General features: G+C 57.4%; 19 protein-coding genes. 13 read left to right on the top strand and 6 right to left on the bottom strand.

Features of this window, described 5'->3' with window-relative positions:
- Positions 1-207 precede the first annotated feature (207 nt).
- From rplS to rimM, 5 genes are all read left to right on the top strand, one after another.
- Positions 208-684 (top strand): 50S ribosomal protein L19, encoded by a 477-nt coding sequence (gene rplS, locus RBB44_RS19210; protein ID WP_306149296.1) that lies wholly within the window; start codon positions 208-210, stop codon positions 682-684.
- Positions 685-1,096: 412 nt separating this feature from the next.
- On the top strand, positions 1,097-2,629 hold the full coding sequence (gene ffh, locus RBB44_RS19205) for a signal recognition particle protein (protein WP_306149297.1): 1,533 nt from the start codon (positions 1,097-1,099) through the stop codon (positions 2,627-2,629).
- Positions 2,626-2,949 carry a chorismate mutase gene (locus RBB44_RS19200; RefSeq protein WP_166672833.1) on the top strand — a complete coding sequence of 108 codons (324 nt, stop codon included), beginning with the start codon at positions 2,626-2,628 and terminating at the stop codon, positions 2,947-2,949. Before ffh ends, RBB44_RS19200 begins: the two co-directional genes overlap by 4 nt.
- Before the next feature lie 19 nt (positions 2,950-2,968).
- Positions 2,969-3,355, top strand: a complete 387-nt coding sequence (gene rpsP / locus RBB44_RS19195) for a 30S ribosomal protein S16 (RefSeq protein ID WP_133952597.1) — start codon at positions 2,969-2,971, stop codon at positions 3,353-3,355.
- Between the two features lie 44 nt (positions 3,356-3,399).
- A complete protein-coding gene (gene rimM, locus RBB44_RS19190; protein ID WP_209176348.1) occupies positions 3,400-3,960 on the top strand; it encodes a ribosome maturation factor RimM in 561 nt (186 codons plus the stop codon).
- On the opposite strand, the gene RBB44_RS19185 is transcribed toward rimM, so the two are convergent.
- Positions 3,903-4,427 carry an antibiotic resistance protein VanZ gene (locus tag RBB44_RS19185; protein WP_133952595.1) on the bottom strand — a complete coding sequence of 175 codons (525 nt, stop codon included), beginning with the start codon at positions 4,425-4,427 and terminating at the stop codon, positions 3,903-3,905. The two genes, rimM and RBB44_RS19185, sit on opposite strands and share 58 nt — an antisense overlap.
- 174 nt (positions 4,428-4,601) lie before the next feature.
- On the opposite strand from RBB44_RS19185, the gene trmD reads away from it, so the two are divergent.
- Together trmD and acnA are read left to right on the top strand one after the other, a co-directional pair.
- On the top strand, positions 4,602-5,312 hold the full coding sequence (gene trmD, locus RBB44_RS19180) for a tRNA (guanosine(37)-N1)-methyltransferase TrmD (protein ID WP_306149298.1): 711 nt from the start codon (positions 4,602-4,604) through the stop codon (positions 5,310-5,312).
- A gap of 394 nt (positions 5,313-5,706) precedes the next feature.
- On the top strand, positions 5,707-8,451 hold the full coding sequence (gene acnA, locus RBB44_RS19175; RefSeq protein WP_306149299.1) for an aconitate hydratase AcnA: 2,745 nt from the start codon (positions 5,707-5,709) through the stop codon (positions 8,449-8,451).
- 119 nt (positions 8,452-8,570) lie between these two features.
- Here acnA and RBB44_RS19170 read toward each other — a convergent pair whose 3' ends face one another.
- Together RBB44_RS19170 and RBB44_RS19165 are read right to left on the bottom strand one after the other, a co-directional pair.
- Positions 8,571-9,398, bottom strand: a complete 828-nt coding sequence (locus tag RBB44_RS19170; protein WP_306149300.1) for a lytic murein transglycosylase — start codon at positions 9,396-9,398, stop codon at positions 8,571-8,573.
- 547 nt (positions 9,399-9,945) lie between these two features.
- Positions 9,946-10,614, bottom strand: coding sequence for a DJ-1/PfpI family protein (locus RBB44_RS19165; protein ID WP_306149301.1), 669 nt, complete (start codon positions 10,612-10,614; stop codon positions 9,946-9,948).
- Positions 10,615-10,693: 79 nt separating this feature from the next.
- Between RBB44_RS19165 and RBB44_RS19160 the strand changes: the two genes are divergently transcribed.
- From RBB44_RS19160 to RBB44_RS19150, 3 genes are all read left to right on the top strand, one after another.
- Positions 10,694-11,650: a GlxA family transcriptional regulator gene (locus RBB44_RS19160; RefSeq protein WP_306149302.1), complete on the top strand. Its 957-nt coding sequence runs from the start codon at positions 10,694-10,696 to the stop codon at positions 11,648-11,650.
- 314 nt (positions 11,651-11,964) lie between these two features.
- A complete protein-coding gene (locus RBB44_RS19155; RefSeq protein ID WP_209002602.1) occupies positions 11,965-12,297 on the top strand; it encodes a hypothetical protein in 333 nt (110 codons plus the stop codon).
- A 225-nt stretch (positions 12,298-12,522) separates the two neighbouring features.
- Positions 12,523-12,837 (top strand): hypothetical protein, encoded by a 315-nt coding sequence (locus RBB44_RS19150; protein WP_306149303.1) that lies wholly within the window; start codon positions 12,523-12,525, stop codon positions 12,835-12,837.
- Between the two features lie 12 nt (positions 12,838-12,849).
- On the opposite strand, the gene RBB44_RS19145 is transcribed toward RBB44_RS19150, so the two are convergent.
- Together RBB44_RS19145 and ggt are read right to left on the bottom strand one after the other, a co-directional pair.
- On the bottom strand, positions 12,850-14,235 hold the full coding sequence (locus RBB44_RS19145) for a multicopper oxidase family protein (protein WP_306149304.1): 1,386 nt from the start codon (positions 14,233-14,235) through the stop codon (positions 12,850-12,852).
- 108 nt (positions 14,236-14,343) lie between these two features.
- On the bottom strand, positions 14,344-15,939 hold the full coding sequence (ggt, locus tag RBB44_RS19140; RefSeq protein ID WP_306149305.1) for a gamma-glutamyltransferase: 1,596 nt from the start codon (positions 15,937-15,939) through the stop codon (positions 14,344-14,346).
- Positions 15,940-16,075: 136 nt separating this feature from the next.
- On the opposite strand from ggt, the gene RBB44_RS19135 reads away from it, so the two are divergent.
- Complete coding sequence (locus tag RBB44_RS19135; protein ID WP_306149306.1) at positions 16,076-16,507, top strand: heme-binding protein; 432 nt, start codon at positions 16,076-16,078, stop codon at positions 16,505-16,507.
- Positions 16,508-16,570: 63 nt separating this feature from the next.
- Here RBB44_RS19135 and phaR read toward each other — a convergent pair whose 3' ends face one another.
- Positions 16,571-17,155, bottom strand: a complete 585-nt coding sequence (gene phaR, locus RBB44_RS19130) for a polyhydroxyalkanoate synthesis repressor PhaR (RefSeq protein ID WP_133952586.1) — start codon at positions 17,153-17,155, stop codon at positions 16,571-16,573.
- A gap of 314 nt (positions 17,156-17,469) precedes the next feature.
- Between phaR and RBB44_RS19125 the strand changes: the two genes are divergently transcribed.
- Together RBB44_RS19125 and phbB are read left to right on the top strand one after the other, a co-directional pair.
- Positions 17,470-18,651: an acetyl-CoA C-acetyltransferase gene (locus RBB44_RS19125; protein WP_306149307.1), complete on the top strand. Its 1,182-nt coding sequence runs from the start codon at positions 17,470-17,472 to the stop codon at positions 18,649-18,651.
- Between the two features lie 157 nt (positions 18,652-18,808).
- Positions 18,809-19,531, top strand: a complete 723-nt coding sequence (phbB, locus tag RBB44_RS19120; protein WP_055671741.1) for an acetoacetyl-CoA reductase — start codon at positions 18,809-18,811, stop codon at positions 19,529-19,531.
- Positions 19,532-19,575: the final 44 nt, after the last annotated feature.

Here is a 19,575-nt window from a genome sequence, read left to right as displayed (position 1 = left end):
CGAAAATCCTGTATACGCCCGCCCAAGTTGGATGAATGCTTGTCTTCCGGCAGGAAGCCTTGTGTTCTGGTCGATGCTTTTACCGGGCACCGAACTCCATAAAATCCGGCGGATATGCAACATGGCCCAAAGCTGGTGAACCCGTTCTTGGCACCTTTGATCCCAAGGACGCTCTGACCGCTTTGTAATTGAAAAGGGAAACATGCCATGAATATCATCGAGCAGCTGAACGCTGAAGAAATGGCGAAAATCGAAGCTCAGCGTAAGCTTCCTGAATTTTCTCCGGGCGACACCGTCCGCGTTCTGGTGAAGGTCACCGAAGGCAACCGGACCCGTACACAGGCTTATGAAGGCGTATGCATTGCGCGTTCCGGCGGCGGCATCAACGAAAGCTTCACCGTCCGCAAGATTTCCTACGGCGAAGGCGTTGAGCGTGTCTTCCCGATTTACTCTCCGATGCTGGAAGGCGTAGAGGTTGTCCGCCGCGGTAAGGTCCGTCGTGCGAAGCTCTACTACCTGCGCGACCGCCGCGGTAAGTCTGCCCGTATCACAGAGAACACCAACGCCCGCTCCAAGCGCCTCAACGAAGACGCCCGCGCGGAAGCTGCTGCTGCAAAGGCAGCCAAGGCTGAAGCCAAAAAGGCCGAAGCAGAAGCAGCTGCTGCAGAGACCGCTGCCGAATAAGCAGCTCTCAAGACCCGTTTCGCAAGGCGGCTTCTGGAGTGATCCAGGAGCCGTTTTGTTGTTTTGAAGCCATGGGGCGGTTTGTTGCGTGGTGTTTCTTTGTCCAGAGCAGCTTGATGCCGGAAAGGCAGACGGTGTCTGGCGCTGATAAAGACCAGAAATCCGCAGCCTTCCTTGACTCTCTTTCTTCTTTCCGGCATAAGCCCGCGAACTCCATATGAGTGACTGACATTTCAATCCGCCGACCGGGACCCGCAAAGGTATAAAGAGCGCCCGGAGGTTCCCACCCGACAGCGCGATGCGCCCTCGGGTGTTAAACTGCTTTGCGCCCTCGCATTCGGTTGGATTTCAATGATGGTTCCCCATATGGTTCGGGAGATTTCCCGAAACGAATTGAGCCAAGGACCCTTTGATGTTTGAAAGCCTGTCCGATCGACTAAGCGGTATTTTCGACAAGCTCACCGGCCGCGGTGCGCTGTCGGAAAACGACGTCAACGAAGCGTTGCGCGAAATTCGCCGCGCGCTGATCGAGGCCGACGTCGCACTGCCGATCGTTCGCTCTTTCACCGACAAGGTCCGTCACCGTGCTGTTGGCGCGGAGGTCGTCAAATCAGTCACCCCAGGTCAGATGGTGGTGAAGATTGTTCACGACCAGCTTGTCGAAATGCTCGGTGAAGAAGGTCAACCGATTGACCTGAATGCACCGGCGCCGGTCGCGATCATGATGGTCGGCCTTCAAGGTTCCGGTAAAACCACCACTACGGCCAAGATTGCCCGCCGTTTCACCCAGCGCGACAAGCGCAAGGTGTTGATGGCCTCGCTCGACACCCGCCGTCCGGCCGCGCAAGAGCAGCTGAAAATCCTGGGTGAGCAAAACGACGTCGACACCCTGCCGATCATCGAAGGCCAGGGCCCGGTCGAGATTGCCAACCGGGCCATGTCCGCAGCCAAGCTCGGCGGCTATGACGTGGTTCTCCTCGACACCGCAGGCCGGATCCACATCGACGAGCCGCTGATGGTGGAAATGGCCGAGGTCAAGGCCGCCGCCAATCCGCATGAAATCATTCTTGTTGCCGACAGTTTGACCGGTCAGGACGCCGTCAATCTGGCCCAAAACTTTGACGAGCGCGTTGGCATCACCGGTATTGCTCTGACCCGTATGGACGGTGACGGGCGCGGCGGGGCGGCCCTGTCCATGCAGGCGGTCACCGGCAAGCCGGTCAAACTGATCGGTACGGGTGAAAAGTCCGACGCACTGGAAGACTTTCACCCAAAACGGATCGCCGACCGGATCCTCGGCATGGGCGACATTGTTTCGCTCGTCGAGAAAGCAGCCGAAGCCATTGATGCGGAACAAGCCGCAAAAATGGCGAAGAAGATGCAGAAGGGTCATTTCGACCTGGAAGATCTCGCCGAGCAGCTCAAGCAGATGGAAAAGCTGGGCGGAATGTCCGGCATGATGGGCATGTTGCCGGGCGTCGGCAAAATGAAAAAGCAGATCGACGCCGCCGGTCTCGACGACAAGATGTTCAAGCGCCAGATCGCGATCATCCAATCGATGACCCCGACCGAGCGCAAGAAGCCTGATCTCCTCAAGGCCAGCCGGAAAAAGCGCATCGCCAGTGGTTCCGGGGTTGAGGTGGCCGAGGTCAACAAGCTTTTGAAAATGCACCGCCAGATGGCGGACATGATGAAAAAGATGGGCAAGGGCAAAGGCATGCTCGGCAAGCTGATGGGCGGCATGGGCGGTGGTATGCCGGATGTCGATCCGAAGCAGCTGGAAGAGATGGCCAAGTCCGGCCAGATGCCAAGTGGCATGGACCTGCCAAAGGGAATGCCGGGTCTCGGTGGTCCGGGCCTGCCGCCAGGAATGCCGGGCCTGCCAGGCCTTGGCGGTCCGAAGATGCCGGGTCTTCCCGGCATGGGGAAGGGTAAGAAACGATGAGCCAGGCTGAAACCCAACTGGGACAAAGCGCGGCTCTCGATGAGCTGAAGTCCTTGCGCGGTTCGATCGACAACATCGATGCGGCGCTTATTCACATGCTCGCAGAGCGTTTCAAGTGCACCCAGAAGGTGGGTGTCTTGAAAGCCACAAACGACCTGCCGCCGGCTGATCCGGCGCGGGAAAAAATTCAGATCGAGCGGCTGCGGAAACTCGCAGCCGACGCCAATCTCGATCCTGACTTTGCCGAGAAATTTCTGAACTTCATCGTTCGCGAAGTGATCCGGCACCATGAAGCCATTGCCGCTGAAGCCGGCAACTGAAACACACTGGAGAAATAAAATGGCTACGAAAATTCGCCTTGCACGTGGCGGTTCCAAGAAGCGCCCGTACTACCGCATCGTTGTTGCTGACATCCGCGCTCCGCGTGATGGCCGCTTCATCGAAAAAGTCGGTTCCTACAACCCGATGCTGCCGAAGGATTCCGAAGAGCGCGTTCAGCTGAACGTTGAGCGGATCCAGTACTGGCTCGGCAACGGCGCACAGCCGACCGATCGTGTACACCGTTTCCTTGATGCTGCCGGTCTCCTGAAGCGCGAACCGCGCAACAACCCGAAAAAGGCCCAGCTCGGCCGTAAGGCGCAAGAGCGTCTCGACGAGAAGAAGGCTGCTGAAGAAGAAGCTGCTGCCGCTGCTGCTGAAGCTACAGAAGAAGCTGCTGCCGAGTAAGACTGCATACGCCGTGTAGATATCCGGCTTGAGGGCCTTTTGAGATGAGCTCCAAAGAGACACAAAAGGTGCTGATGGCCAAAATCGGCGCGGCGCATGGCGTTCGCGGGGAAGTGCGGGTCAAGCCGTTCGGCGATGACCCGCTTTCCTTCACCGACTACGGTGTGCTGACCACAAAGGACGGCAAGCAGTCCTTTGAAGTGGTGAGTGCGCGAGTGCAAAAGACGGTTGTCGTCACAAAATTCAAGGAAGTGACCGACCGCAACAGGGCGGAAGAGCTCAACGGTACCGAGCTTTACATCGACCGGGACCAGCTTCCCGAGACAGACGAAGACGAGTTCTATTATTCCGACCTGAACGGGCTGGATGTGAAGGACCCACAGGGTGAGCCGCTCGGCAAGATCGTGGCGGTGCAGGATTTTGGCGCAGGCGATCTCCTGGAGATCCGGCCGAAACGCGGCAAGACCTTCTATATTCCCTTCACCAAGGACTTTGTTCCGGAGATCAATCTAGACAGCGGCTTTGTGGTTGCCGATCTTCCGGAAGATTATTTGTCGGATGAAAAGCCGGATCCAGAATCATCAACCGATTCGCCTGACAGATAACGGGTCGGCACGGGTTTCAAACCCATTTCCCCAAGATCAATGTCATCGGTTTCGTCACTCAACGCCTGCCGGGTTTCTGAGCGTATCAGTGCGATCAGAGCAACCACGAGCGACACGCCGATCGCGTTTGCGACAATATCCGGCACCGACATTTGGTGATGCGGCAGCATCCCCTGCACGATTTCGCCCAGGATGCCGAGGCTCATCGCGATGAAAGCGGAGATCCGCAGCCGGCAGCAAAACAGGGCATGGATCGATAGGGTCAAAAGCGCGAAAAACGCGATGTGGAGAACTTTATCGTACGGGTGACTAACGCCGGTCTCAAAGACGAGACCAACCAGAACACCAAAAGCAATCAGAGCTGCAAGCGGGAGAACCCGGCCGACAGACAGCTCAATAAAATGTGGGTCTTCCCGAAGAAGAAAGATGTCTGGAAGCTTGAATTTTATCCTCGGAAAACGGCGCACGACAGACCACCTGATTGTTATCTCCTTGTCACTTAGCACAAGGACGATTAATCAGAGCTTTCAAACTCCTAAAGCGGGCAAACAGCAACAGAATTACCAATTTACTTGGTAAATGGATCGTTAAGGCTGACCCGGTGTAATCTTGACCCACTGCGGCAAACACACGGTGCTTCCATGACCTTCAAGGCAACCATTCTCACGCTCTACCCTGACATGTTTCCAGGGCCACTTGGACAAAGCCTGTCCGGCCGTGCGTTGGAGAAAGGTCTGTGGGACATTGAGACCAGCCAGATCCGGGATTTTGCGACCGATAAACACCGGTCCGTCGATGACACCCCTGCAGGTGGTGGTGCCGGCATGGTGCTGCGGGCCGACATTCTGGCGAAAGCCATTGATGCCGCGGCTCCGGCTGAAGATCCGCGCCCCCGCATTCTGATGAGCCCCCGCGGAAAACCGTTTACGCAAGCAAAAGCACATGAGCTGGCAGAAGGGGCTGGTGCCATCATCGTGTGCGGCCGGTTTGAGGGTATTGATCAGCGTGTCATCGATACGCGGAACCTGGAGGAAATCTCCATCGGGGATTACATCCTGTCGGGCGGAGAGATCGGTGCCATTACCATGCTGGATGCGATCGTTCGCCTGATCCCGGGTGTGATGGGTAACATGGAAAGCGCGGATACGGAAAGCTTCGAAACTGGTCTTCTGGAGCATCCCCACTACACACGCCCGGCGGAGTTCGAAGGGCTGACCATCCCGGATGTCCTGACCTCTGGCAATCACAAGAAAATCCACGAATGGCGTCTCGCTGAAGCTGAACGCTTGACCCGCGAACAGCGACCGGATCTTTGGGATGCTTACATGTCTGACGATGACGACGTGGATTGAGTGGTGCTTCCGGAGGTTAAGTCACTGGTGTCTGCCGATAGATACCCCAAATGCCTTTGCGGTGTAGAAGCCCTTGTAATTCCATAATGAATATACATCTCAATCGAAAACAAGGTCCTGTTTCCTAAAAGGGTCCGCCGGGTGGAGACAATGCATTTTTGAAGCCGTCTATTGCCCTGGGTGTTGCGCCTGTTCTGGTGAAAGCGCTCGGAATTTTGTATAGGACTCTCGCGAGTTTCTTAGGGACAAGAATGGGGGAGAGGCTCTGTTCGCGTCCATTGCGGAACCTTTTGGGATGAAATGGCTTTTCTTCTCAAGGGGCCTGCAAAATGTGTAGACCGGCGGCCGGCAAGACGCGGCGAGGCTGCCATGGATGCGAAGGAGACCACACGTCGTGACCCAGTCCCTCGACAGTTTCAACTGTAAGAAAACCCTCACAGCCGGTGGCAAGAACTACACCTATTATTCCATTCCCGAGGCTGAGAAAAACGGCCTTGAGGGTGTATCCAAGTTGCCGTTTTCACTGAAGGTTGTTCTAGAAAACCTGCTGCGTTTTGAAGACGGGCGCACGGTGACGAAAGACGACATTCTGGCCTGCGCCGAGTGGCTTAAGACGCGCAACTCCACGCACGAAATCTCCTACCGGCCAGCGCGCGTCCTGATGCAGGACTTTACCGGTGTTCCGGCTGTCGTTGACCTTGCCGCCATGCGCGATGCGGCAGTGAAGCTTGGCGGTGATCCGCAGAAGGTCAATCCGCAGGTGCCGGTGGATCTCGTGATCGACCACTCGGTCATGGTTGACTATTTCGGCACCGGCGACGCGTTTCAGAAAAACGTGGAACTGGAATACGAGCGCAATGGCGAACGCTACGAGTTCCTGCGTTGGGGCCAATCCGCGTTTGATAACTTCCGCGCTGTGCCACCGGGTACCGGTATCTGCCACCAGGTGAACCTGGAATATCTCGCCCAGACCGTCTGGACGAAACAGGAAAACGGCGAGGAGATCGCCTATCCGGACACGCTGGTCGGCACAGACAGCCACACCACCATGGTGAACGGCCTTGCAGTCCTTGGCTGGGGCGTTGGCGGCATCGAGGCGGAAGCGGCTATGCTCGGCCAGCCGATCTCCATGCTGATCCCGGAAGTCATAGGCTTCAAGCTGACCGGAAAGCTGAACGAGAGTATTACCGCCACCGACCTGGTTCTGACAGTCGTCCAGATGCTGCGCGCCAAGGGCGTGGTCGGTAAATTCGTGGAATTCTATGGTCCAGGCCTCGACAACTTGTCCCTGGAAGATGCAGCGACCATCGCCAACATGGCGCCGGAATACGGCGCGACATGCGGCTTCTTCCCCGTGGACAGTGACACGCTGAAATATCTGGAAGCGACCGGCCGTGACAAGGACCGCGTCGCGCTGGTCGAAGAATACGCCAAAGCCCAGGGCATGTTCCGCGAGGGCTCGGAAGAACCGGCCTTCACGGACACCCTGGAGCTCGATATTTCTACCGTCGTGCCTTCGCTTGCCGGCCCGAAGCGTCCGCAAGACCGGGTAACTTTGTCTGAAGCCGCACCGGAGTTTGCCAAGGCGCTGAAAGAAATTAAGGGGACCGGCGGTGCTGGCGCAGTGCCAGCATCCACACCAGAATCCCGGTTTGTCGACGAGGGCGCAACAGGCGTTCTCGACAAGGCGCACCAGCGTTATGTCGTCGAGGGTAAAGATCATGGCCTCGCTGAGGGCGATGTGGTGATTGCCGCGATCACTTCTTGCACCAACACCTCCAACCCATCTGTTCTGATCGGCGCTGGGCTGGTTGCCCGAAAGGCGCTGGAAAAAGGTCTCAAGGTGAAGCCGTGGGTAAAAACCTCGCTGGCCCCGGGCTCGCAAGTGGTCACCGACTATCTGGAAAAGGCCGATGTCCAGAAGGACCTGGATGCGCTCGGCTTCAACCTGACCGGTTATGGCTGCACCACCTGTATTGGCAACTCCGGCCCACTCGATCCGGCGATTTCCAAGACCATCAACGACAATGACCTGGTCGCCTGTTCTGTTCTGTCCGGCAACCGCAACTTCGAGGGCCGGGTAAACCCGGATGTGCGCGCCAACTATTTGGCCTCGCCGCCGCTGGTGGTCGCTTACGCACTGGCCGGATCTATGCACATCAATGTGGCAGAGGACCCGCTCGGTGAAGACCGCGACGGCAACCCGGTCTATCTCAAGGACCTGTGGCCGACCACGGAAGAGATCACCGCGCTAATCCGCTCTTCGATCACCGAAGAGATGTTCCGCGAACGCTACTCCGACGTCTTCAAGGGGGACGAGCACTGGCAGGCGATTAAGGTCGAAGGCGGCATGACTTATGGCTGGCCGGCCGGGTCCACCTATGTGCAGAACCCGCCTTATTTTGAAGGCATGACCATGGAGCCGAAGCCGCTTGAGGACATCGAGAACGCGGCGGTCATGGGGCTGTTCCTGGATTCGATTACAACCGACCACATCTCACCGGCCGGTGCTATCAAGGAAAACAGCCCGGCAGGTCAGTACCTTTCCGAGCATCAGGTCGCCCGCAAGGATTTTAATTCCTATGGCTCGCGGCGCGGCAACCACCAGGTCATGATGCGCGGCACCTTCGCCAATATCCGGATCAAGAACCAGATGGTTCCGGGTGTTGAAGGCGGCGTCACCATGAAGGACGGTCAGCAAAAGTGGATCTACGACGCCTGCATGGAATACCAGGAAGCGGGCCGTCCGCTGGTGGTGTTCGCCGGCAAGGAATACGGCACCGGTTCATCCCGCGACTGGGCCGCGAAAGGCACCAAGCTATTAGGTGTGCGTGCCGTCATCGCCCAGTCCTTTGAGCGCATTCACCGTTCCAACCTTGTCGGAATGGGCGTCATCCCGCTGACCTTCAAAGAGGGAGAAAGCTGGCAGTCGCACAACATCACCGGCAAGGAAAGCGTGACGATCAAGGGCATAGCCGACATCCAGCCGCGTCAGATGATGGATGTGGAAGTGACCTACGAGGACGGCACCAGCAAAACCATCGAATGCCTGTGCCGCGTCGATACCGAAGACGAGCTGGAATACATCAAGGCCGGCGGTATCCTGCACTATGTCCTGCGGAACCTGGTAACAAACTGAGATATCTGCATCCGGAGCGATCTCAGGGTCGCTCCGGCTCTCATAAATCGGACATGAAAAACCGGGCGCTTTTAAGCGCCCGGTTTTATTTGTTGAGGGTTATTGCGTCAGAACCAGGCTTATTGGTCGATCAAGCCAGCCGCATAGGCGATGGCGCGTTGATAGTTGCCGCTGTCGTTCCAGGTTGAGAGAACCCGGAAATTGGCAGACCCGTCCGCAAAAGACCGTCCGGCCCGCCACCCATTGCGGCGAAGCATGTTTGCTGCCGTTGCAAGCGCGTCGGCTGCATTGTTGGGATCTGCACGGCCGTCGCGATTTCCGTCGACGGCAAAGCGTACCCAGTTGCCCGCCAGAAACTGCATGTGCCCGAGTTCACCCGACGGTCCGCCGCGGCTGTTGCCGGTGATCAAGCCCCGATCAACCAGTTGAAGCGCAGCGATGGCATCGTCCTCAAAGCGCGGATGACGACGGCAATAGGAGGCGAGGGTAACAGCGCCGCTGACAATAGGTGTGTTGCCGGTATACCCGCCCCAATTCGTTTCATATCCCCAGATTGCAACGAGGATAGATCCCGGGACCCCGTAACGTTGCTCAATAGACTTAAACAGTCTGGCGTTCTGCTGGAGTTTGCGTTTGGCGCCGGAAACAAACGTATTCACGCTTGAGAAGCGGCTCTTCAGGAACTGTTCAGGACTGCGATAGCGCATGCTGGATTGTGACGCTGGGTTTGATTCAAACCGCCATGTGATACCGGACAGCTTTGCCTGTTGCAGCGCTTGCAGACCGCGTTTCTTGACACCTGACGCTGCAGCTTGTTGGGCGAGTTGCTGTTTGTAGGCGCCAAATTGCCCCTTGCTGGTGATACAAGATGCGGCCAAGGCCGGTGTTGCCATCATCGCACCGGCAACAATCGCCACCATTCGCAGTGCGGCCCGTTTTGGTGTCATATCAATCTCCATCAATCCGAATGATCCAAGGTCAAACTGCCAAACACGCTTACGTCATCGCATAAATATCACTGATACCATACTTGAAGCTGACTTACCCAAGTCTGACAGGAGACAATTGGCGATCGATTATTTGCGATGTTCCTCGATCGTCGGAGAGCCGACGTATTTTTTCGGACTGCCGAGTACGGAAACACACCGATCTGTTCATTGGATACAGATACTTAGGTGTCTTTCGCAACGTCGGGATGACGTTGGTTAAAATCGGCAGGAGCTGTCCGGTGCCTGCCGGTTTTTGACCAGATCAGGGGACACATACCGCTGTTCACTCCGAGCAATACTCTAAAAGTTACGCGAATCAGATCGCATTCTTCCAATCAGGCGGATGCAGGAGCGGCTCGCAGGAGCGATTATAGTTGGGTTGATCGTTATGGTCGTGCCGTTGCTGTCTGGACCTCGAGCCGGGACCAATTTAGGGGGCTGATCCCGGATCGGGTCCGGGACGGCAAAAGCACAGATCGGATGTGTTTAAAGGCCAAAACAACCGTCAGGCTGGTTCGCCAAGAAGGTCCAGCCGCTCTTGGCGGGAGTGCGCCATGCGCTTTCGTGCCTCGGCAATGACTTCCGGTGCCGCTTCGTCCGGAGTGCCGGATGAGAAGGGCGGGGCCGGGGCGTATTCAATCGCGAGCTGGACGGTGCGTGCCTCTTCTTCTCCGAGAAGCTCGGCAAGGATTTCCAGTCCGAAATCAATTCCTGAGGTGATGCCGCCGGCCGTATAGAGGTTGCCGTCTTTCACCACCCGTTCCCGGACCGGGATGGCGCCCAGTTGCGGCAGGAAGTCGACCGCGTTCCAATGGCTTGTGGCGCGTTTGCCTTTCAGAAGCCCGGCCCGGCCAAGAACCAGCGATCCGGTGCAAACGGAGGTTATGTATCGCGCGTTTGCCGCCGCGCCGCGCACAAAGCCGAGCACCTCTTCGTCCTGCAGCAACGGGTTGACGCCGCCGCCGCCCGGAATGCACAGGACATCAAGGTCCGGACACTCTGAAAACGTTGTATTGGCCTGGATTTCCATACCGCTGGTCGTTGTCACCGGGTCACAGTTTTTCCAGATCAGATGAACTTTCGCGCCCGGCACGGCAGCAAAAGCATCGTTTGGTCCCGCAACATCCAGCAACTGAACATTTGGAAAGATAAGAATTCCGAAAGACAGGGTCATGAGAGCCTCCATGTTGACAGGCCCGTGATAGCAGCCCACCATCTGGCGATCTGGACAATTACCCCAAGGATTACGCCAAATGACACGCCGCATTGAAATCCTTGCTTATGACGCGGTCCAGGTGCTGGACATCACCGGGCCGATGCAGGTGTTTGCCTCGGCCAATGAACAGCTGGTCGCGGCCGGAAAACCCGCAGCCTATGAAATTGAAACGGTGTCGGCGACTTCTCCGGTGAAGAGTTCCAGCGGTCTTGCTCTTCTCGCAAATCCGTTGCCGGAAGACGTCAGCGCCATCGATACGCTTCTGGTTCCAGGCGGATACGGGATCGACCGCCTGTGTGAAGACGCGGATATTCTCGGCTGGCTGACCGCTCGGGCCGCCAATGCCCGGAGGATTGCCTCCGTGTGCAGTGGTGCGTTTCTGCTGGCGACAGCCGGATTTCTAGATGGCAAACAGGCCGCAACGCATTGGCAGCGGTGTGCCGAGTTCAAACGTAGGTTTCCGGAAGTCCGGCTGAAAGCCGATCCGATCTATGTTCAGGACGGCAGCATTTGGACGTCTGCAGGCGTGACGGCCGGAATAGATCTTGCCCTTGCTCTGGTTCAAGAAGATCTCGGCCGGGAACTGGCACTGCAAGTTGCCAGGCAGTTGGTCGTGTTTTTGAAACGTCCTGGCGGGCAATCCCAATTCAGTGCCGCGTTAACACTTCAAAACGACAGTGGCCGCTTTGATCAGCTGCATTCCTGGATGATCGAGAACCTCCAGAACCCTATTACCCTGAATGACATGGCCGAACAGGCGGTCATGAGCCCGCGCACACTGTCCCGTCACTATAAAAAGGAAACCGGCCGCAGCCCGATGCGCACTTTAGAAGAGTTGCGGCTCGATCAGGCCCGTCAGCTGCTTGAGCAGGACCGCCCGGTTGCGCAAGCTGCAAGCCGCAGCGGTTTCGGTACGGAAGAAACCCTACGGCAGGCGTTCCAGCGCCGGTTTGGTGTCAGTCCCCAGGCCTACCGGGAGCGTTTTTCGGGCTAAACAACCGGGACGCTTTGGCCACAATCATGGAAACATGACCGGGTGAATTCGGGAAACACATGGTTTTCCAACTTGGGAATCACTACCGGAAAATCGAAACGCAAAGTTTCAAGACGAGATTGTTGTTTCCACCACAATCCCCGTTTTTCGCCTGAAATGTCCTAAATTTGATCAAGCTGTTAACTTTTTGAGGGCGGAAATGGCCGATTTCTGCGGACAAAAGGTTAACGTCTCGTTAAACTGGCACATGAGTTGCGAGGTCAGAGGGAGAGCCGCGGTAAGCGTGCCATTCTGACACAATGAGGCGTCAAAACGTGCGAGTGAACCCTGTTACATCAACCGGCCGTGCCAATGTGAGGCGCAAGCGTCCCTCTGTCGGTGAGACGGAGAGCGAACGCAGAACGGCCTTTTCTTCGCATGTGCCGGTTCCGCTCGAGCCGGTTCTTGAACGCAAGCAGGATGCTTTTGCGGGCCGGTATCGCCCGAATTCGATTTTTCTCGCTCACTTGATCGCCACCCGCGATGGTGAGCTTCAGGCAAGGTCCGGCAGGCAGACAGAACCCCTCACCGGGGTCAACACCTACCGGGCGACCGCTGCCCTTCCCCGCCAGCGGGGGGCCGGTCACGTCCTGAAGACGGAGCGGTGAGGTTCGACGTTTCCAGACGTACCACTGGACACCTTGGCCCGGAGCTTTTGCTCCGGGCCTTTTTCGTTTTTGGAGCGCGTGCGTGTGGATCTCAGCAGAACGGTAAACTGTGACTGAAAACACAGTTTCATTTCGGGACAGGGTCTATTGTGACCTTGGTTCCGGACAGAGCCCGGACCTCCGAACAGATTGGCCATGGACTGGCCCAAACCGGAGAAGATGCAAATGCAAGTTCAACCGATCATCGCCATTCGGCCACCGAAAATCCGCCAGCGTCCGGCGGCGGATGTTCCCTCAGTTGGCGATAGCGAAACACGCGCACAGCCGGAATTTGTTCCAACCAGCACAGAAGCTACGCCAGCGGCTGTTGCCACACCGGTCGAAACCAGGCCCCATGCTTATTCCGAGCGCACCGCGCATCTGCTGATTACCCATCAGGCATATGCCCAAACAGCGCTTGACCGGTCGAACCAGATGGAAAGTTATGCCGCCGCCAACCGCTCCGCGCGTTCGGTGCCGAGCGTCTCTTTTTCTGTCTGATCTTTCAGTGACCTAGTCTTGAATTCTCAAGAAGCCGGCAAGCCCGGTTTTCTGGTGTTCGATCACGTGGCAATGAAAGGCCCAGTCGCCGGGATTGTCCGCGACAAGCGCGACCTCCATCGTTTCTTCCTCAAGCAACAGAGCCGTGTCTGTGACGAGCGGCGGCAGTTTGCGTTTGTTGGATCGAAGCAGCTGAAACGAGACGCCGTGCAGGTGGATCGGATGCGCATTGGGCGATTCATTGCGCAACCGCAAGACATAGGATTTGCCAAGTTTCATCCGGGCCAGCGGATCAAGCGGCCCCGGCACATCGCCTGGCCAGGCCTCGCGGTTGATTGACCAGAACGTATAGCCGAGAGATCCGCAAATACTGGCTTGAGGGGCATCTCCTTCTGGCGACCAGCCAAAAACAAAATCGATCACCTCTGCATTGGCAAGGTCCGGTCTCGGAACCGGATTGGCTGGAAGAGCTTTGAGATCTGCCAGTTGGCGGTTGGCGCTTGTGCCCGTCGCCCTGAAACGCGCCAGTGCCTTGTCGCCATTTGGCCGGCGCAGGAACACCGTGACGTCTTGGCCCTCATCATCGGGTACTTTTAGGGCGACGTCAGCCCGCTGACCGGGAGATAACAGAATATTTTCTGCGGACATTGGTCCGGGGAGCGGATTGGAATCAAGCGCGATTACTTGAGTCACACCGCCTTCAACGCCGAACGTTCCGACTCGCGTGACATCGGTCACGGCCAATCTCAGTCGCACCAGACTGCCTGCTGGCACCTCATAGACCGGATCAACCTGCCAATTGACCGTGGAGACTGTCCCGTAGGTGCCGCCGCGCGCGGCGTTGCGGGCTTTGAACATTTCGATGAATTGACCATCACCGCCAAGACGGAAATCCCGGATGTTGAGCGGAAGATCCAGATCAAATCCCGGGTCTTCGACTTCTTCAACAATCAGGACACCGGTGAGGCCCCGGCCCATTTGCTCCAATGTGTTGCAATGCGGGTGGTACCAGAACGTGCCTGCATCCGGCGGGGTAAATTCATATCGAAAGGTTTGCCCGGCTTCGATTGGATGTTGGGTCAGATAGGGCACACCGTCCATCGCGTTAGCGATCCTGAGGCCGTGCCAGTGCACGACGCTTGGCTCATCCAAAGTGTTCTGGACGTCAACAACGGCCTTCTCGCCCCGTCGCATCCGCAAGACAGGCGGCGGACCGTCTGGAGCAAAGCTCATCATGTCACGGGTGACGGTTCCCGGCAGAAGGCTGTGTTCATAGGGAGAGATGGTCAGCGTGTGATCTGGGCTGCTGGAAGCGCGTGCTGCCAGTCCGCCAGCTGCAAAGGCCGCACCTGTCGCCGCTGATCCAACCAGCAGCTCGCGCCGGGAAAGTCCCAACATTTTAGATTCTCCAAAAGTCATCGGCGCGTCCAGGTGCATTTCTGCACCCGGACCGTGTTTCGCTCAAGGAGATTTACTGACGCAGGCCGCCCAGAGACATGTTCTGGATCAATACCCTGCCGCGTGACCGTCTTTCCGCGGATCGGATCCTGCGGTGAGGACATGGCGTGCCTTGTCGATCATGATCGCCTGACTTCCGCCAATCGCGCCCTGCGCTGGTACAACCGTATGTCCAAGCGCCTTCAGACCCTCAATGGTGGACGGTGGAACAAGGCGTTCGGCTTGCAAGGCGTGGGTTTCCAGATCGAAGAACATGCGGGGGAAGTCGATCGCTGCCTGCACATCCATGCCGTAATCGATGATGTTGGTCAGCAAATGCGCATGACCGCAGGCTTGATAGTGGCCGCCCATGACGCCGAAGGAGAGCCACGGAGCGCCGTTTTTCAAGGCCACCGCTGGAATGATCGTGTGCATCGGACGCTTGCCGCCAGCGATGGAGTTGGCAAAGCCTGGTTGCGCTTTGAACGAGCGGCCTCGGCAATGCAGAAGGACGCCGCTTACCGGTGCGACGATGCCGCTGCCGAAATCGCTGAACAGGGAATTGATGAAGGAGACCGACAATCCGTCCTTGTCGACAATGCTGAGGTAGATCGTGTCTGTCTGTGGCGCGAGGCTGGTTTCGGCAATGTCGGTCTGCCGTTTGTCGATGGAAATGCGCTGCGCAAGCTGATCGATGTAGTCTTCGCCGATCAACCGGGTATGGCAGATGTCCATATAGCCCGGGTCGGTGACATAGTGATCACGGACCGCATAGGCGAGGCGAGCGGCTTCCATTTCCAGGTGGAAGCGCTGGGTCCCGAACGGGTCGAGATTTTCAAGATGAAAGCGCTCCAGAATGCCCAACATGATGAGCGCGATGACGCCTTGACCGTTGGGCGGCAGCTCTGCAATCGCGTGGCCCTTGTAGTCGCGGACAACCGGAGAAACAGCCGTTGTATGGCACGCAGCAAGATCATCGGTTGTCATGATGCCACCCTTGGCGGCCAGCGCACTAACGATGTCTTCTGCAATCGCGCCGGAATAGAAGGCGTCTGCCCCTTCATCGCCAATAGCTTCGAGTGTCGCCGCAAGATGCGGGTATTTCAGAACCTGACCAATTTCGGGCGCCGCGCCCTTGACCAGGTACCGGGCTGCAGAGACCGGATCAGCGGCCAGCTTGTCAACGTTCTTTAGCCAGTCGCTTGCAACGCGCGGTGCGACGGGGAAGCCATCCCGCGCGTAATCGATCGCGCGTTTAAACAGAGATTTGAACTGGCGGGTGCCATGCGCTTTCAGCAGCGTTTCCCAAGCCCGGATTGCGCCCGGTACCGTGACTGCATGCGGCGAGGTGTCGGTGATTTCAGAAACGCCCAGCTCTGCAAGCTTTTCAGGGCTGGCGGCGCGCGGCGCCGCGCCAGAACCGTTGAAGCCGGTGAGCCGGCCGTCCGGCTCGGTGACGAGTGCAAAGCAATCACCGCCAATACCGGTCATATGTGGTTCAACAACAGCTTGTACGGCCGCAGCCGCAATGGCTGCATCAACGGCATTGCCACCATCTTGCAGTACTTCGATCGCGGCGCTAGTCGCCAGCGGATGGGAGGTCGCAACAGCAGCTTCTCGTGCAAATACCGGTGATCTGCCTGGTGCTTGAAAGTCCCGCTTCACTGAATTCCCCCCATGGCGGCTGGCGATTGTTTCCTATTGGCCGCAAATGCTTGTTGAATAAACACTCTATTCCATGCCGGGCTGCTCTGTTAGCAAGCTGGCAATCTTGGCCCGCACCTTAAGGAGAACGAGCTCAATGCGCAAACTCACACTTTCAACCGCAGAGACCATCATTTCTGCCGCATTCGAAAAAGCAGCAGAACTTAGCCTGAAGCCATTGACGGTGGTGGTTCTGGATGCGGGCGGTCATGCGATTGCGCTGAAACGCCAGGACGGATCTTCCATCATGCGTCCGCAGATCGCAACCGGCAAAGCGGTTGGTGCACTGGCGGTGGGCACAGGCACACGCTGGCTCAACGCCAACGCAGAAACCCGTCCGCATTTTGTGAATGCCCTGAACGGGGCCTCCGGCGGAGCGATCATTCCGGTGCCGGGTGGCGTGCTGGTGAAAAACGAAGACGGTGAAACCCTCGGCGCCGTCGGCATCACCGGTGATACGTCCGAAAACGATGAAGCCTGTGCGGTCGCCGGCATTGAGGCCGTCAAACTTGTCGCAGACTGCGGCTGATCAGATAAGCAAAAGCGGCAGTTCAGATGGACCGCCGCTTTTTCGTTTCAGAAAGAGATCCGATCAGGGCTTGTCAGTCAGTTTGCTGATCGTCTTCTGCATTTCTTCCAGCTGCCGTTTCATGTCGTCCAGGTCGCTGGATTCTGGCTGCGCAGGTTTCTTGTCTGAACCCGCCGCTGCAGCTGCCGAACCTTCACCGGTTGGGAACGGCATGAACATTTTCATCGCCCGCTCAAACATTTCCGTATTGCGCTTGACCTGATCTTCAATGGCGTCGAAGGCGGTCGCGCCGAAAGCTTCACTCATCTGGGCGCGCAGTTTTTCCTGTTCCTTGGTCAGCGAAGTCATGGAGTATTCCAGATAGCTGGGCACGAGGCCCTGCATGCTGTCTCCATAAAATCCGATCAGCTGCCGAAGGAAGGATACAGGCAGAAGGTTCGTTCCTTTTGCTTCTTGCTCAAATATGATCTGGGTCAGAACAGACCGGGTGATGTCGTCCCCGGACTTGGCATCATAAACGACAAAATCTTCCTCCCCCTTCACCATCACCGCAAGATCCTCAAGGGTCACATAGGTGCTGGTGCCGGTATTGTAGAGCCGCCGGTTGGCGTATTTCTTGATGATTGTCGGCTCGCTGGTCTTGGCCATCGGATGGTTCCGCCTTTCATTCCGCAGCTGCGCGCCTGCAGTGGCTGTTTATCTATTGACGACAATGTCTTCGCAGACCTGTCATCTCCTCCGACTATGAGACTAAGCCAATCGTATTGTCTCGTGCCAGCCTTTTTATGTGCAGTGACGAAAGGATAATGCCGCAACAGCGAAAACAACACCGTCATAGGGGTTGTCACGGTTGACACACTACCCGCTGCAAGTTCTAGTCCCTTCATCGTCACGGTTCAGGGAGGCCGTGAAAGAGGTCACCCATCCAAGGCCAACAGACGGCCAGAAGTTTGGAGAGTAATATGAGCGCTTCCACCGACGTTGTTATTGTCAGTGCGACCCGCACCCCGGTTGGGTCTTTCAATGGATCTTTCGCAAACACGCCAGCACATGAGCTTGGAGCGCATGTCATCAAGGCTGCTCTGGAGCAGGCCAAGGTCGATGGCGCGGATGTGGATGAGGTTGTGTTCGGACAGGTTCTGACCGCCGGACAGGGCCAAAACCCGGCGCGGCAGGCTGCGATTGCCGCTGGCATTCCCGACGGCGCAACAGCGTGGGGCCTCAATCAGGTGTGCGGTTCAGGTCTTCGCACCGTTGCGATTGCAGCGCAGCAAATCCAGACCGGTGATGCGACCGTCATGATCGCAGGTGGTCAGGAAAACATGACTATGTCGCCGCACTGCGCTCCGATGCGTGCCGGCTACAAAATGGGCGACTACAAGATGGTCGACACCATGATCAAGGACGGCTTGTGGGACGCGTTCAACGGCTACCATATGGGCCAGACCGCAGAGAACGTTGCCGAGAAATGGCAGATCACGCGTGAGCAGCAGGACGAGTTCGCCGTTGCCTCCCAGAACAAGGCGGAAGCTGCCCAGAAGGCCGGCAAGTTCAAGGACGAGATCACCCCGTTCACGGTGAAGACCCGCAAGGGCGACATCGTTGTCGAGGATGACGAGTACATCCGCCATGGGGCGACAATCGACGCCATGCAAAAGCTTCGCCCGGCCTTTAACAAGGAAGGCACCGTGACCGCTGCGAACGCGTCGGGCATCAATGACGGCGCCGCAGCCCTTGTTGTCATGAGCGCTGCGGAAGCTGAAAAGCGCGGCCTCACCCCGCTTGCCAAGATCGCCTCTTGGGCCACAGCCGGTGTTGACCCGACCATCATGGGCTCCGGTCCGATCCCGGCCTCGCGCAAAGCGCTGGAAAAAGCCGGCTGGTCCGCGGAAGAGCTGGATCTGGTGGAAGCCAATGAAGCGTTCGCTGCTCAGGCATGTGCGGTCAACAAGGACATGGGCTGGAACCCGGACATCGTCAACGTCAACGGCGGTGCCATCGCGATCGGTCACCCGATCGGAGCGTCCGGTGCCCGCATTCTCTGCACCTTGCTGCACGAGATGGTACGCCGCGACGCCAAGAAAGGCCTTGCCACGCTCTGCATCGGCGGCGGCATGGGCGTTGCCATGTGCCTGGAGCGCTAAGACGGCTTACCCGAAAGTCTGAAACCATAGAGAGGTTTCTTTGACATTGGTCATGGTTGGGCAGGAGGCGCCCTGCCATGACTACATCCCGGAATAGACTTGTAATGAACTCAAACGTGCCGGAAAGGCCGTAGAGGGGAAACCAGGAGGGGAATACATGAGCAAGGTGGCATTGGTTACCGGAGGCACCCGCGGTATTGGCGAGGCAATCTCACGCGGATTGAAGGAAGCGGGTTACACCGTGGCGGCCACTTACGCCGGCAACACCGAGAAGGCTGAAGCCTTCAAGGCAGAGACCGGCATTCATGTTTACAAGTGGGACGTTTCCGATCCGGACGCTTGCGCTGCCGGCATTGCCCAGGTGGAAAGCGATCTCGGTCCAGTTGAAGTTCTGGTCAACAACGCCGGCATCACGCGTGACGGCATGTTCCACAAGATGGACTTCGATCAATGGCGGGCCGTGATGTCCACCAACCTTGATTCCATGTTCACCATGACGCACCCGGTGATCAACGGCATGCGCAGCCGGGGCTCCGGACGTATCATCAACATCTCGTCCATCAACGGCCAAAAGGGTCAGATGGGCCAGACCAACTACTCCGCCGCAAAAGCCGGTGTGATCGGCTTTACAAAGGCGCTGGCTCAGGAAAACGCCTTCAAGGGCATCACCGTCAACTGCGTGTGCCCGGGCTACATCGGCACCGACATGGTTGCAGCCATGCCGGAGAAGGTCCTGGAATCCATCGTTGGCGGTATCCCGGTTGGCCGACTTGGCAAACCGGAAGAAATTGCAGAGACAGTTGTCTATCTGGCTTCCGACAAGGCCGGTTTCATGACAGGCGCTGTTATGACCATCAACGGTGGCCAGTACATGGCTTAAAGCCTGACGGTTCAATCTGACGAAAAGGCGCCTGCGGGCGCCTT

This window comes from Roseibium sp. MMSF_3247 (genome assembly GCF_030733765.1).
In the GTDB taxonomy this organism is placed as follows: domain Bacteria; phylum Pseudomonadota; class Alphaproteobacteria; order Rhizobiales; family Stappiaceae; genus Roseibium.
This window is presented reverse-complemented; position numbering and strand designations above follow the sequence as displayed.

Bases quoted from the DNA above. Each gene is read 5' to 3' on its own strand.
- rplS (WP_306149296.1), top strand. From the start codon at position 208: ATGAATATCATCGAGCAGCTGAACGCTGAAGAAATGGCGAAAATCGAA.
- ffh (WP_306149297.1), top strand. From the start codon at position 1,097: ATGTTTGAAAGCCTGTCCGATCGACTAAGCGGTATTTTCGACAAGCTC.
- RBB44_RS19200 (WP_166672833.1), top strand. From the start codon at position 2,626: ATGAGCCAGGCTGAAACCCAACTGGGACAAAGCGCGGCTCTCGATGAG.
- rpsP (WP_133952597.1), top strand. From the start codon at position 2,969: ATGGCTACGAAAATTCGCCTTGCACGTGGCGGTTCCAAGAAGCGCCCG.
- rimM (WP_209176348.1), top strand. From the start codon at position 3,400: ATGAGCTCCAAAGAGACACAAAAGGTGCTGATGGCCAAAATCGGCGCG.
- trmD (WP_306149298.1), top strand. From the start codon at position 4,602: ATGACCTTCAAGGCAACCATTCTCACGCTCTACCCTGACATGTTTCCA.
- RBB44_RS19170 (WP_306149300.1), bottom strand. From the start codon at position 9,398: ATGACACCAAAACGGGCCGCACTGCGAATGGTGGCGATTGTTGCCGGT.
- RBB44_RS19165 (WP_306149301.1), bottom strand. From the start codon at position 10,614: ATGACCCTGTCTTTCGGAATTCTTATCTTTCCAAATGTTCAGTTGCTG.
- RBB44_RS19160 (WP_306149302.1), top strand. From the start codon at position 10,694: ATGACACGCCGCATTGAAATCCTTGCTTATGACGCGGTCCAGGTGCTG.
- RBB44_RS19150 (WP_306149303.1), top strand. From the start codon at position 12,523: ATGCAAGTTCAACCGATCATCGCCATTCGGCCACCGAAAATCCGCCAG.
- RBB44_RS19145 (WP_306149304.1), bottom strand. From the start codon at position 14,235: ATGTTGGGACTTTCCCGGCGCGAGCTGCTGGTTGGATCAGCGGCGACA.
- RBB44_RS19135 (WP_306149306.1), top strand. From the start codon at position 16,076: ATGCGCAAACTCACACTTTCAACCGCAGAGACCATCATTTCTGCCGCA.
- phaR (WP_133952586.1), bottom strand. From the start codon at position 17,155: ATGGCCAAGACCAGCGAGCCGACAATCATCAAGAAATACGCCAACCGG.
- RBB44_RS19125 (WP_306149307.1), top strand. From the start codon at position 17,470: ATGAGCGCTTCCACCGACGTTGTTATTGTCAGTGCGACCCGCACCCCG.
- phbB (WP_055671741.1), top strand. From the start codon at position 18,809: ATGAGCAAGGTGGCATTGGTTACCGGAGGCACCCGCGGTATTGGCGAG.